This is a genomic window from Acinetobacter sp. S40, assembly GCF_016624705.1.
GTDB lineage: Bacteria > Pseudomonadota > Gammaproteobacteria > Pseudomonadales > Moraxellaceae > Acinetobacter.
The window spans coordinates 190385-204212 of record NZ_JACVTU010000003.1; the positions used below are offsets into that span (position 1 = coordinate 190385).

Sequence of the window (13828 nt, forward strand, 5' to 3'; positions counted from 1 at the left end):
ATGACCACAAAAAAACGCGGATTGGCAAAAGGTCGTGGTCTAGATGCACTACTAGGCTCCATTCAAAAAGAAAAGTTACAAATTGAAGCACAGGCAATTGATCATGGTCAGTTGAAACAAGTTGATGTCAATGTACTGAAACGTGGTGAATATCAACCGCGTCGCTTTATACAGGAACAGGATTTAAAAGAACTGGCAGCTTCCATTGAAAAACATGGTGTAATGCAGCCGATTGTGATTCGTCCAATTGATGATGAACAATATCCGTATGAAATCATTGCTGGTGAACGTCGCTGGCGTGCGGCACAACTTGCCGGTCTGAAAGAAATTCCTGCAATTGTCCGTGATTTGAATGATCAGGTTGCTATTGCACTGGCCTTAATTGAAAATATTCAACGTCAGGATTTAAATCCAATTGATCAGGCGTTGGCATTACAGCGTTTTCATGATGAATTCGGTTTAAGTCATCAGGAAATTGCAGAAACGGTGGGTAAAGCTCGTACCACGGTCAGTAACTTATTGCGTTTACTCAGTCTCGATGATGCCATCAAAGATCTGATGCAGGAAGGCCAGCTAGATATGGGGCATGCGCGTGCGATTTTGGCGCTCAAAGCCAAAGACCAAATTGCGGTTGCCAACATTGTTATTGAGAAAAGTCTTTCTGTCCGTCAAACAGAACAACTGGTTCGTGAATGGAATGAGCCCAAACAGGATAAAGCGAGAGCAGAAATTTCGCCCGATATTGAACAATTGACACAAAAACTTTCTGAACGTTTTGGTGCAAATGTAAAAATTGATCACAATAAGCAAGGAAAAGGCAAACTGGTCATTCACTATCATTCGCTAGATGAGTTAGATGGTATTTTAAATATTTGCTTAACCGATTAGTCTATGCTGACCTTTTAAATTTTTTTGTGGTTATTGGGGATTATCAGCATGTGGGAATTGGTTAAAGCTGGGGGCTGGTTGATGCTGCCCCTTATTTTGTGTTCTATTTTTACGGTTGCGATTAGTATTGAGCGTTTTGTTCGGCTTAAACGATCCTTAGTTTTGCCTAATGCATTGATGTCTTCAAGTTCTCATTCGGTTGATCAGGTGATTGATCAACTGGAACAAAATGAACCCTTACAAAAAAGTCCTTTGGGCCGGATTTTAAAAGCAGGTATGGATAATCAGGCGTTGGGTGAACAATTTGCTAAAGCGCAAATGGAAGTAACAGCGTCTCAAGAAATTGGTTATTTGGAACGTAATATTAACTTTCTGGGAACCATGAGTGCAGTTGCACCACTGTTGGGGCTTCTAGGAACTGTAATTGGAATCATCGAATCTTTTCTGGTAATTGATATTGGATCGAGTAGTAGCCCAACCTTAATGATACCTGGCATTTCCAAAGCCTTGATAACCACAGCTATAGGAATGTTGATAGCGATTCCAGCCTTGATCGCTTATCGTTATTTTCAACGTTTGGTACATGAATATATTGCAGAGCTTGAGCAGCAGGCTACTCTTTTTCATGCCGCGCTTTTTTTCAAGACACAACCACAAAATACATTTGAGCAACGCCGTGTAGGTTAGGGTGAACACTATGAAATTCAAACGACCGCAAGTTGAAGATATTCATATTAACCTAACCCCGATGATTGATTGTCTATTATTTATTCTTGTGTTTTTATTGCTTTCTACGACATTTGCACAAAATAGTCGTATTAATCTGACATTACCTGATGCGCAAGGTGTTCCACCAAAACAATACGATCAAAAAGTTGAGGTCATGGTAGACTCTACAGGACATTACATGGTGAATGGTCAAGCTATTTCTAGTCAAAGTAGTTCTGATTTAAGCAGTGCGATTAAACAGGTTGCACATGACCGTCGCGATTTAATGTTTGTGATTGCTGCTGATGCGAAAGCAACGCATCAGGATGTGATTCGCGTGATGGATGTGGCAGGGCAGCTTGGTTTTGTTAACATTAACATTAGTACAAAAGTTCCTTCCAGAGGTTTTACTGAGTGAATCAAGATTTTAAGGTTTATCTTCGTCTTCTATCCTATTTAAAACCCTATTGGGGTATCGCATTATTAGTATTGCTTGGTTTTGGTATAAATGCAGCAACTGAGGTTTCCGTTGCCAAGTTATTAAAATATATTATCGATGCAATTCAGGAAAGTAGTCGATCAAATCTTGATTGGTTCCCCGCGCTGATTGTATTACTTGTTTTCTTTCGTGGTCTTGGCCTGTTTATGGGCAGTTATTTTACTGCTGTCATCTCACGGAGCTTGATCTTTAGTATCCGTCAGGATGTCTATGCAAAGTTACTGTGTTTACCCTCGCAATATTATCTGGATAACTCCTCTGGGCATATTACTGCCAAGATTATGTATAACGTGGAGCAATTAACAGCAGCCTCCTCGGAATCATTAACAACTATTGTAAAAGAAGGCTTTATTACGATTGGTTTACTGGGCTACCTTTTTTATTCCAATTGGCGTTTGACTTTGTGTATTTTAATCTTTATGCCTTTAATTGGTCTGCTGGTACGAAAAGCTTCGAAACGTATGCGCAAACTTTCCATACAAGTGCAAAATACCATGGGAGATGTGAACCATGTGGTGCAGGAAAGTATCAATGGAAATTCTGTCGTTAAAACCTTTAATGGTGAGACCTCTGAGCAACTACGTTTTTATAAGTCTTCTCAGGAAAACTTAAAACGTGGTTTGAAAATGGTAGTTGTACAGAATATGAACTCTCCGCTAGTTCAACTGGTGATGGCATTTGCCTTGAGTTTGATCGTCTGGTTGGCATTACGTCCACAAATTTTGGGAAATACCACTGCGGGTGAGTTTGTTGCTTATATCACTGCCGCAGGTTTATTGGCAAAGCCTGTAAAAAACCTGACCGATGTCAATGAAAAATTGCAACGTGGTATTGCTGCTGCCTATTCTGTTTTTGAGTTGTTGGACCTACCTGAAGAAAAAAATACAGGGACATTAAAACCTGAATTGAAGGGCAATATCCGTTTTGAGCACGTTGACCTTGTGTATAAATCGGATGTTCATGCCATACAGGACTTTACTTTAAATATTAAATCAGGCGAAACCATCGCTTTAGTTGGGCGCTCAGGAGCAGGGAAAAGTTCTTTAGTGAATTTGCTGGTGCGTTTTCAGGAAGTCAGCCGCGGTCAGATTTATCTAGATGATCTTCGTATAGAAGATATAGACTTGGCGACTTTGCGCCGTCAAGTGGCTATGGTCAATCAGCAGGTGGTGTTATTTAATCGTTCTGTGCGCGAAAATATTGCTTATGGGCAACTTGAAGGTGCAAGTGAAGATGCGATTATTGCTGCGGCAAAAGCAGCGTATGCACACGATTTCATTATGAATCTGCCACAGGGATATGAGACTGTTCTAGGTGCTCAGGGCTTGAATTTGTCTGGTGGCCAACGCCAACGTATCGCCATTGCTCGAGCAATTTTAAAAGATGCACCAATTTTAATTCTGGATGAAGCGACAAGTGCGCTGGATAATGAATCTGAACATTTCATTCAAAAAGCCTTTGATCAAGCCATGCAACAAGACCGTACAACGATCGTAATTGCCCATCGTTTATCGACAATTGAAAATGCAGATCGAATTGTAGTGATGGATAAAGGTCGAATTGTGGAGCAGGGTACACATTCAGAATTACTTGTTAAACAAGGTGCTTACTATCAATTACATCAACGTAATTTTGAGGAATAAGCGGCATGTTTTTTGCCCAAATTATTCAGGATGCTTGGAATAAACAGGCGAAATGGCTGATTTTATTACGACCATTATCTTGTTTATATGGGCTAGGAGCAAGTTTAAATCACCAACTTTACCAGATGGGATTTAAATCGGTTTATACGGCTCCTGTCCCTGTGATGGTGATTGGAAATATTACGGTGGGTGGTAGTGGTAAAACACCTTTATTAATTCAGCTCATTAAATTTTTGACTCAGCGGCAGGTTAAAGTCGGTGTGATTAGTCGTGGTTATGGTAGCCAGGGGCCATTTCCTGCAATGGCGAATTTAGATTCCAGGCCTGAACAAGTTGGTGATGAACCCTGTTTGATTGTGCAATCTACGGGGGTGCCGATGGCGGTTGGTCCAGACCGTAAGGCAGCAATAGAGTTACTTTTAAGTCAACATGAGCTTGATCTCATTATCAGTGACGACGGTTTGCAGCACTGGGCGCTAGCTCGACAAATTGAATGGATTGTACTGGACTTAAATCGTGGTTTGGGTAATGAAAAACTTTTACCGGAAGGATATTTGCGTGAATCTAAATCTCGTTTAGAAACGGGAACCGTTATTGAACATGGTTTACAGCCGCATTCAACATTAAATATGCATCTGCAGGCGGGTCAACCGTATCTATTAAATCCATCAGAAAATATTTCAACATTGTTTAATCAACAAGATGAATTTTATGCAGTTGTGGGTATCGGATTTCCACAACGTTTTTATAAAACGCTTGAGTCCATTGGCATTAAAGAGTTTCAGTGTCATGAATTTCCAGACCATCATGATTATGAAATTGAAGACTTGCAGTTCGATGATCAAAATCCCATTATTACCACCGAAAAAGATGCAGTAAAAATTTTACCTCTACTTAAACAATATCCGGATTTTTCGGTTGAAATTTGGGTGGTGCCTGTAGAGGCTATTCTCTCTGAAGACTGCTATCAGTTACTTGAAACTCAATTAAAGCAATTGGGTGTTTCTTTGTCTCAGGAAATTTAAATGAAACATATTGTCATTCCTGCTCGTTTTGCTAGTTCACGATTACCAGGAAAACCACTTTTAAAGATTCATGGTCGTGCGATGATTTTGCGTGTTGTTGATCAGGCAAAAAAAGTACAGGGTTTTGATGATTTGTGCGTTGCAACAGATGATGAGAGTATTGCTAATATCTGTCGCGCGGAAAATATTGATGTAGTCATGACCAGTGCTGAACATCCTTCTGGTACGGATCGTCTAAGTGAAGTCGCACGGGTTAAAGGTTGGGCAAGCGACGATATTATTGTCAATGTACAGGGGGATGAACCTTTATTGCCAGCTAAATTAGTGCAACAGGTGAGTCAACTATTGGTTGCAAAACCAAATTGTTCTATGTCGACCTTATGCGAGCCTATTCATCTTTTAGAGGAATTTCAGCGTAATAGTATTGTCAAAGTAGTAATGTCTAAACAAAACGAAGCACTATATTTTAGTCGCGCTACGATTCCGTATGATCGTGATGCTGTGCAACACAATACCCAGCAGTTACACGCGCATGCTTATCGTCATTTGGGTTTATATGGTTATCGAGTGAGTTTGTTGCAGGAATATGTGACATGGGAGCAGGGAACATTGGAAAAGCTTGAAAGTCTTGAACAGTTGCGTGTTCTTGAAAATGGTCACCGTATTGCCATTGCCATTGCGGAAGCCAATCTGCCTCCAGGTGTGGATACGCTTGCCGATTTGGAGCGATTAAACGCTTTACCTGTTTCAAGTTTTCAGTAATTTAGGATAATTTGATGCAAACAGTTTACCCGTGGCAACAAAACATTTGGGAAACGCTGACAAGCCGCTTCCCCGAAGTCGGTCACGGACTCTTATTCTATGGAAAAAATGGTTGTGGAAAACATGAATTTGCACAACATTTTTTGGCATGGGTATTATGTTCTAATAAACAGGCACAAGCAGCTTGTGGCGAATGCATGAGTTGTCAGTGGTTAAAATCTGATACACATCCAAATTATGTGCATATTACGACAGACGAAGAAAATAAAAAACAAAATGCCAAGATAAAAATCGAAAAAATACGAGATTTATTACCATTTGTGCAACAAACTGTTGATGGTTGGCGCGTGATTGTGATTGAGCCTGCTGAAGCCTTGAATATGGCATCGTCGAATGCATTATTAAAAACATTGGAAGAACCTGGCGATCGTATAATTTTAATTTTATTGGCAGATCATTACCTTAAATTACCTGCCACGATCCGCAGTCGTTTACAACATTTTGCTCTTGATCGTGTTTCACCAGAACAGTCGCAGCACTATATTCAAACTGAGCAACCTGAGCTTTCAGAAAGCCAAGTTAATTTATTATTGAATCTGTCTGGTGCAATGCCATTAAGCGCTTTGCACTTGGCTCAAAGTGAATGGCTGAATAAACGTGCGGATTTTTTGATGGATTGGACGAACTTAGTCACACAAAAAAATAAACCTATGCTGTTTGCAACAAAATGGTCAAAAGAGATGAGCTTTAATGATTTTATTCCCATGGTGGAATACTTGTTGGGTGATCTAATTTGTGTCAAGCTAAATCAGTCACTCAAAAATATTGACCTGTCTTTCGATCAAATCGTTCAAGCTTATACACTTGAGCAATTGTTTGAAATTTATACACAAATACAACATGCCAAGCAATTGGTTGAGCAAAACGTACAAACCAATCTGATCTTGGATCAACTTTTTATAAAACTAATGAACGTTGAATAGGGGAAATAAAATGGAACCACGTATGATGGGCGGTATTATTCAGTTAAATATTCCTGATCGTGCAACTCTACAAGCCAGTTACATGAGCTTTGTACAGGGTGGTGGTTTATTTATTCCTTCTAAACAGACCGTAAAGTTGGGTGAGGAGGTGTTTGTACTTGCCACCTTGCCTGAACAGTCACAAAAGATACCTTTAACTGGAAAAGTGATCTGGATATCACGTAAACAAACGGGTGTTAAACCGCATGGCTTTGCGATTCAACTCAGCGGCGAAAAGGGAGTGTACTACAAAAATGAAGCCGAAAAGCTTCTGGCGGGTAGTGCTTCTGATCGCCCTAATTTCACCATGTAAAAAATAGGAAAGCTTTGTGTTTGTAGATACTCATTGTCATCTCACGATGTTGGATTTGACTCCCTATGAGGGAGATCTGGATCAGGCTTTGGCGCAGGCACGTCAGGCAGGAGTATCCAAGTTTATGAGTATTTCTGTTGATCTGGATGATCATTTGCAACTTGCTCAAATTGCTGCCCGACATGACGATGTGGGTTACAGTGTTGGCGTTCATCCCTGTGAAGATGCTGCAACTATGGCGCGAGCGACCACTGAATTTCTGGTTGAGTTGGCGCAAAATGATAAAGTTTGGGCATTAGGTGAGACTGGACTGGATTATTATCACAGTACTGAATTTGTGGAAGAACAAAAGCAATGTTTTGCCCGACATATTGCTGCATCCAAAATTGTAAAAAAACCAGTCGTGGTGCATACCCGTTCGGCTAAACACGATACGATTGATATTATTCGTGCTGAACAATCTACTCATGGCATTTTGCATTGCTTTACTGAAGATTGGGATACAGCAAAAGCAGCGCTGGATTGTGGTTATTATATTTCTTTTTCGGGCATTCTCTCTTTTAAAAATGCGCAGGATTTACGAGATGTTGCCAAACAGGTTCCCTTAGATCGTGTCTTAATTGAAACGGATAGTCCCTATCTTGCGCCTGTACCTTATCGTGGTAAATCAAATGAACCAAAATATGTGCCCTTTGTAGCCAAAGCTTTAAGTGATGTATATGATAAGTCTGTAGAAGAAATGGCAGATATTACTCGCCAAAACTTTGAAAATCTTCTCAATATGAAATAGTTGAATCTAACAAAAGCTAAAGTAAGAGAGTTATCGCGTGAAGATGGATCGTCAGGCTCAGTTTCGAGCAAGAGAAGTATTGATATTTCAGGTTGCAGAACAACTCCTATTGGAAAATGGCGAAGCAGGAATGACACTGGATGCCTTGGCTGCAGAGCTTGATCTGGCTAAAGGTACCCTCTATAAACATTTTCAAAGCAAAGACGAGTTGTATATATTGCTAATTATTCGCAATGAAAAAATGTTGCTCGAAATGGTTCAGGATACACAAAAAACTTTTCAGGAACATTTGGCTTTTTTTATGTTGCATCATTTACATCATCCTGAACGTACGGTCATGTTTCACCAGATTGAGGAACGCTTATCTACAACAGGACAAGGAATTCAGCAACTTTTCCAAGAGCTTTATCAGGTTCGTAAAAAACGACTGCGTATTATTATTGGTATGACGGACAATTATCTTGAATCTATTCATAGTCTGATGACCACACGTGATTACCTAGCTGGGATTTGGTCGCTTACTCATGGTGCAGCAGCTATTTTAAATTCAAGTTTTTATCAGCGCTATCTTGGATCGCGAGATACTTTGCGTATTGCCTATATTGATCAGGCTTTGGCCATGCCTAAATATGCCCAAGAACAATATGCCTAATCATCGCTGTTCAGGATTTACACTGATTGAATTGATGGTGGTGATCGTCATCATTGGAATTTTGGCTTCACTTATTTTATTAAATATCAGTGGTGTAGATCAGCGTAAAGCCATGCAGGCGCGAGAAGTTTTTATTCTGGATTTAAAGAAAATTAATAAAGAATCAACTGATCAATCGCGTATTTTTGCCTTATCCACTCATAATGCGACAGATGTTGCGCCTTTTAATTATGAGTTAATAGAATATCAGGATCAAAGCGATCAAACGATTATTCAGGAAGATAAAAAATGGCAAAAATATCCAGAATTCCCTGTTAGGATTTTGCCAGAACGCGTTGCTTTTAGTATTGAATCGGTCGATCAAAACTATCAAAATGCTACCAAACAAGATCTTATCAATAATCAGGCACCAAAACTCATTTGGCTAGGAAATGGTGAGGTAAAGCCAGTACAAATCCAGTTTTATTTTGAACAAAACCCAGTTGGCGATCCAATTGAGGTTGATCATCTGGGTAATATTAATGAAAACTAAACCACCCGATTTTGGATTCTGGTCTTGCCTAGTTGCAAAACGAAGCTTTGCTTATGCTCAAACTTTAAATAATGTTTTCAGCTTTGTGCTAAGACCGAGCATTACTCGATTTAACCCTCACAACTTAAAGTATAATTTTTCGTCTTGCGCTCGGACAAAGCTGCACTTTGTTAATCCTCGCTCAGGATTTACATTGTTAGAAGTGATGGTAGCTTTGGCTATTTTTGCCGCAGCAGCAATTGCCTTGACTAAAGTAGGCATGCAATATACTCAATCCACAGCAAATGCTATTTTAAGAACGAAAGCCCAGTTTGTTGCTATGAATGAAGCAGCTCAAATGGAAATTAATAAGCAATGGTTGACGGGAACCGAGTCTAAACAAATCACCTCGCAGGGTGAGACGTGGCAAATTGATAAACGATCTGAATCGACAATTAGCCCTAATGTGCAACGGGTTGAGATACAAGTCAGTTTATTCAACAATGAGCAAGGCAAAGTTGAATCTGGCATTACGAATGTTGTGTTTTTTAATTATCCTCAACAAGTAAAAACGCAATGAAAAATCAAAAAAATAAGCACGATGTATTTTATTCTAAGAAAGGGAAGCCAGTTTCTAACGCCATCTGTCAGCCTTTTAATGAAACTTCTTTATTCAATTTGAACACTGCTCGAATTAAACCTCGTCACTCGAAGCATCATTATTCAGGGTTTACATTAATTGAATTGCTTGTAGCCATAGCAATATTTGCAGTATTGTCTGCATTGGGATGGAAAGTCTTTGATTATCTTTTAAAAACCAAAGAGCGAAATACTCAGCATGAAGCGCAACTATTCATTTTACAAGATGGTTATCAGCAACTTTTAAGAGATAGTCTGCAGATTATTCCAGTCACGGCGAATATGGGCGGGCAACTGCGACCTGCATTATCACTGAATAATAATGTACTGCAGTTTAGCAAAGCTGGGGTTACTGATCCACTAGGACAAGGGATATCGCCTTATGAGCGAATCGAATATCGTTATGATGCCGCACAAAAAGTGGTATATCGATTAAAATATTCAGATTTGAATCTTCCTAACAGCGCTCAGCCGCAATCGAGTATCTTGCTAAAAAATGTTGAGCAGTTTCAAGTGAATGTATTAAACCCTCAAGCGGTGAATAAATGGCCAGATGCGAGTTTTGATCCAAATCAAACTGCCAGTTTAAAACTTCTACCAGCAGGTTTAAAAATCAATCTAACCATTGCGGGGACTGAATATGAGTGGATTTACAGTTTATTGGATAGCAAACCGCTTGCTTTAAATCAGCAACAGGGTGGTGTATCGGGAAATAATAATAATTCAACCAATAATTCTAATAACAGCTCCACTCACTCGGCGGGTCAAAATTAATAATCATGATGGGAAATAAAATAAAGAAACAAAAAGGCATTGCGTTGATCACTATTCTTGTCATGGTGGCATTGGCCACAATTTTGGCAGCAACCATTGCAAAACGACAAAGTAATACGGCTGAAAATACAGCGTATTTGATCCGACAAGATCAATCTTTGTTGTATGCCAAAAGTGCTGAAGCATTCTTTTCAGAACTACTGGTACAAGATGCGCAAGATAGTGCCCAAGCTGATCATATGGGCGAAACATGGGCAAAACCAATGCCAGCTTTTCCTGTCGAAGATGGCTATGTTTCAGGTTATTTACAGGATGAGTCTGGCAAATTTAATCTTAATAATTTGGTTAAAGCAGATGGAACACCTGACGATAATGTCCGTCAATGGTTTGAAAAACTACTAGTAAGAGTAGGACTGCCAGCAGAATTGAGTCAGGCTGTGATTGACTGGCAAGATCCAGATGACCAAACCACAGGCGCAATGGGAGCAGAAAGTTCTTATTATCAAGGTTTGCAGCGACCTTATCTTGCAGCAAATACTAAGTTTAATAGTATTGACGAATTAAAAATGGTACGTGGTTTTGAAGGAAAAAATTTTGATTTGATCAAGCCCTATATTAGTGCATTACCCTCTGCTCAAGCCACTAAAATTAATATCAATACGGCGCCAGCATTGGTTTTAGCAAGTATTGATGAAAAACTGGATCAAAATGCGATTGATGATCAACTCAAAGCAAAATTTGCCAAAATGGAATATTTTAATACTGTAAATGATCTTTGGTCGCTGGATGCTTTTAAAAATATCGATCCAGAAAATAAACAAAGGGTATTGTCTTTACTTGATGTGAAATCCAATTTTTTTCAGGGGCGTATTGAAGTAATGCTCAGTGAACGTAAACGCCAGTTTAGCAGTAGTTTAATGCGAAAAGATAAACAGGTATTTGTATACTCACGAAGCTTAGCTCCTTTTTAAAAGCCAGCTTTAAGGATTCAATGCTGAAAAATTAGCCCAAAAATAAGGCTCCTGATACTTTTTGACTATTGCTATTAACGTTAAAATAAATGTAAAGCTCACAATTTTCCTTTATAATTAGAATCTATTGATCATTATTTTTATTTGGCGCATGTTAATCCGAAAGTTATTTAAGTTTGAAAATGCTCATATTGTGCGAAATTGTACATCGGATCGCTGTAAACGTTCGATTCACGGTCATAGCTATAAAGTTGAGTTAATACTTAAAGCTTCTAAGCTTGATCATGGGCAAATGGTGTATGATTTTGGTCTGCTTAAAGGCATGATTAAAGAGTTGTTTGATAGTTTTGATCATGCGATTTGTTTCTGGCAGGACGATAGTCCTGAGTATATACAAGCATGTAAAACCTTTAGTGCACGTTGGGTGGCATTGCCTGTTTCGCCATCAGCAGAACAATTTTCACGTATTTTCTTTTATTTGGCGCAACAAGTTCTAAAATCAACTGAAACTCAGAATGGAGAGGGAGATGTTGAGGTTTACTCTGTAATTGTGCACGAAACAGATACAGGTTATGCACAAAGCTTTCTGGAAGATATTGAAAATGCCCAAATGGGTAAGCTTGATTTGGACAGTATCGAATTTTCAGAACAAGTGCGATCAGAATGGTCTGATCCAGAGATGTATGAACAATTAAAACGTGGTTTTACGTTTCAAAACCCAAAAGTAGAATTACAAGTTACAATTTAAGTAGCTAAAGATTAAAAAGGTAATCGATTGTTTTCAGGATGGAATAATGCAATTAACTGAGCAACAGCAGGATAAACTGGGTAAGGTTCAGTTAGAACAAAGTTGGAAATATTCATTGGCGGATTTTTTGTTAAGCCCGCTTATGGAACAACTGCGTAATTTTCTAATGCAAGAAAAGCAGGATCAAAAAATTGTTTATCCGCCGAGTAGGCAGATTTTTAATGCGCTGAATACTACACCGTTAGATCAGGTAAAGGTCGTGATTTTGGGTCAGGATCCTTATCATGGACCTAATCAGGCCAATGGATTAAGTTTTTCTGTTCAACGTGGCATTGCTTTACCTCCATCTTTGCGTAATATTTTTCACGAGTTGCAGACAGATTTAGGTGTGCCTATGTCAAATCATGGTGATCTGACCAAGTGGGCAAATCAAGGTGTTTTGCTTTTAAACAGTGTGCTTACTGTTGAAGCTGGACAACCCACATCGCATCAGAAACGTGGTTGGGAAGAGTTTACGGATCATGTTATTGATGTATTAAATGAGCAGCGGGAGCATGTTGTTTTCATTTTATGGGGAGCTTATGCACAACGTAAAGGACAACGTATTGATCGACAAAAACATCTAGTGCTCACCGCAGCACATCCATCGCCACTCGCAGCAAATCGTGGCGGTTTTTTTGGTTGTAAAGTCTTTTCTAAGACGAATAATTATTTGAAACAAAATGGCATTGAGCCTATAGATTGGCAGTTGGACGCATGACAAATTCTCCCGATGTAACCCGTTATCACCCAGATCTTATTGTTGAAGAGGCAAAAAACGGTTGGCGAATTGTTCGCCTGAATCGCCCAAAATCTTTACATGCTTTAGATGAGTCGATTGCGACTGCCTTGTTGCATGTGTTTGAAGATTTTCACAAGGACGACCAAGTTAAGGCAATTTGGCTTGATTCTACTACTCCTAAAGCATTTTGTGCGGGTGGAGATGTTCGTAAACTTCGCCAATTGGTCATAAATAATGAGGTCGAAACAGCCAATCAGTTTTTTGAGCAGGAATACGCATTAGACTTATTACTTCATAACTATGCCAAACCTGTTATTGTTTGGGGTGAAGGTTATGTAATGGGTGGTGGCTTAGGTTTGTTTATGGCAGCCCCATTTCGTTTGGTGACACCATATTCGCGTTTAGCAATGCCAGAAATTAATATTGGTTTGTATCCCGATGTAGGTGCAAGTCGTTTTCTAGCAGATCGTGGCCCAATTGGTTTATTTACAGGGCTGACAGGTTCAATCATGACGGCGGCTGGTGCTTATAGTATTGGTTGGGCAACCCATATTTGTGATGCACAACGTGATAACGTACTTAAAAAAGTGATTGAGATTGACTGGAGTCATTATCCAGCAGGTGACTTTAGAGCTATTGATGATACCTTGAATAGTCTGCATCGGCCTGTTGCAGCGGGTCCATTACAAAATTCACTAGATGTGATCCACAGTGTCTGTCGTGGAGTAAGTTTTGAGCAAGACTATCAGGCGATTATTGGTTTGAATGAAGCCCGTAGTGATTGGTTGCGCCAAGCCAGTGAAAACCTGCAAAAAGGTTCTCCAAGTACTGCAGCAATTACCTGGCTGCTATGGCAGTGGGGTAAACAAGTTCATGCTTGGGATGAAGTTTTTAAGCTTGAAGCACAAATTTCCGACTGGAAAATTCGCCATCCTGATTTTGTGGAAGGGGTTCGTGCGCGTCTCGTAGATAAAGATTTATCACCTGCATGGAAAGACACTCAGGATTTCACTTTGAAAGGTATTTTAGGTGATCATCCGCCTGTGACCAATATTGAAAGTTGGAACCAATTACTTAAACATTATGGTGTAATCAGCTAAAA

The 13828-nt window shown here is 39.5% G+C and carries 17 protein-coding genes; all 17 read left to right on the forward strand.

The features are described 5' to 3' along the window. The 17 genes from IAE19_RS05925 to IAE19_RS06005 all read left to right on the forward strand — a co-directional run bounded on the left by IAE19_RS05925 (position 1) and on the right by IAE19_RS06005 (position 13826). The gene (locus tag IAE19_RS05925) at positions 1-888 is read left to right on the forward strand and encodes a ParB/RepB/Spo0J family partition protein (RefSeq protein WP_200460018.1); all 888 of its coding nucleotides are present in this window, start codon (positions 1-3) and stop codon (positions 886-888) included. A gap of 48 nt (positions 889-936) precedes the next feature. Next, the gene (locus IAE19_RS05930; protein ID WP_200460019.1) at positions 937-1575 is read left to right on the forward strand and encodes a MotA/TolQ/ExbB proton channel family protein; all 639 of its coding nucleotides are present in this window, start codon (positions 937-939) and stop codon (positions 1573-1575) included. Between the two features lie 10 nt (positions 1576-1585). Continuing rightward, a complete protein-coding gene (locus IAE19_RS05935) occupies positions 1586-2014 on the forward strand; it encodes an ExbD/TolR family protein (protein WP_200460020.1) in 429 nt (142 codons plus the stop codon). Continuing rightward, complete coding sequence (msbA, locus tag IAE19_RS05940; RefSeq protein ID WP_200460021.1) at positions 2011-3738, forward strand: lipid A export permease/ATP-binding protein MsbA; 1728 nt, start codon at positions 2011-2013, stop codon at positions 3736-3738. The genes IAE19_RS05935 and msbA overlap by 4 nt, the downstream gene beginning before the upstream one ends. A gap of 5 nt (positions 3739-3743) precedes the next feature. Continuing rightward, a complete protein-coding gene (lpxK, locus tag IAE19_RS05945; protein ID WP_200460022.1) occupies positions 3744-4763 on the forward strand; it encodes a tetraacyldisaccharide 4'-kinase in 1020 nt (339 codons plus the stop codon). Further along, entirely contained in the window at positions 4764-5525 is a 762-nt protein-coding gene (gene kdsB / locus IAE19_RS05950; protein ID WP_200460023.1) for a 3-deoxy-manno-octulosonate cytidylyltransferase, read from the forward strand. 14 nt (positions 5526-5539) lie between these two features. After that, positions 5540-6508, forward strand: a complete 969-nt coding sequence (locus IAE19_RS05955; protein ID WP_200460024.1) for a DNA polymerase III subunit delta' — start codon at positions 5540-5542, stop codon at positions 6506-6508. Positions 6509-6518: 10 nt separating this feature from the next. After that, complete coding sequence (locus IAE19_RS05960; protein ID WP_200460025.1) at positions 6519-6860, forward strand: PilZ domain-containing protein; 342 nt, start codon at positions 6519-6521, stop codon at positions 6858-6860. 16 nt (positions 6861-6876) lie between these two features. After that, positions 6877-7650, forward strand: a complete 774-nt coding sequence (locus IAE19_RS05965) for a TatD family hydrolase (RefSeq protein WP_200460026.1) — start codon at positions 6877-6879, stop codon at positions 7648-7650. Between the two features lie 43 nt (positions 7651-7693). After that, a complete protein-coding gene (locus IAE19_RS05970) occupies positions 7694-8302 on the forward strand; it encodes a TetR/AcrR family transcriptional regulator (RefSeq protein WP_200460278.1) in 609 nt (202 codons plus the stop codon). After that, complete coding sequence (locus IAE19_RS05975; RefSeq protein ID WP_200460027.1) at positions 8295-8834, forward strand: type II secretion system protein; 540 nt, start codon at positions 8295-8297, stop codon at positions 8832-8834. The genes IAE19_RS05970 and IAE19_RS05975 overlap by 8 nt, the downstream gene beginning before the upstream one ends. A 160-nt stretch (positions 8835-8994) precedes the next feature. Further along, on the forward strand, positions 8995-9393 hold the full coding sequence (gene gspI / locus IAE19_RS05980) for a type II secretion system minor pseudopilin GspI (RefSeq protein ID WP_227610883.1): 399 nt from the start codon (positions 8995-8997) through the stop codon (positions 9391-9393). Next, the gene (locus IAE19_RS05985) at positions 9390-10226 is read left to right on the forward strand and encodes a type II secretion system protein GspJ (RefSeq protein WP_200460029.1); all 837 of its coding nucleotides are present in this window, start codon (positions 9390-9392) and stop codon (positions 10224-10226) included. Before gspI ends, IAE19_RS05985 begins: the two co-directional genes overlap by 4 nt. A gap of 5 nt (positions 10227-10231) precedes the next feature. After that, a complete protein-coding gene (gene gspK, locus IAE19_RS05990; protein WP_200460030.1) occupies positions 10232-11197 on the forward strand; it encodes a type II secretion system minor pseudopilin GspK in 966 nt (321 codons plus the stop codon). 151 nt (positions 11198-11348) lie between these two features. Then, the gene (locus IAE19_RS05995) at positions 11349-11945 is read left to right on the forward strand and encodes a 6-pyruvoyl trahydropterin synthase family protein (protein ID WP_200460031.1); all 597 of its coding nucleotides are present in this window, start codon (positions 11349-11351) and stop codon (positions 11943-11945) included. Positions 11946-11991: 46 nt separating this feature from the next. Then, positions 11992-12705: a uracil-DNA glycosylase gene (gene ung, locus IAE19_RS06000; protein ID WP_200460032.1), complete on the forward strand. Its 714-nt coding sequence runs from the start codon at positions 11992-11994 to the stop codon at positions 12703-12705. After that, complete coding sequence (locus IAE19_RS06005) at positions 12702-13826, forward strand: enoyl-CoA hydratase/isomerase family protein (protein ID WP_200460033.1); 1125 nt, start codon at positions 12702-12704, stop codon at positions 13824-13826. Before ung ends, IAE19_RS06005 begins: the two co-directional genes overlap by 4 nt. Positions 13827-13828: the final 2 nt, after the last annotated feature.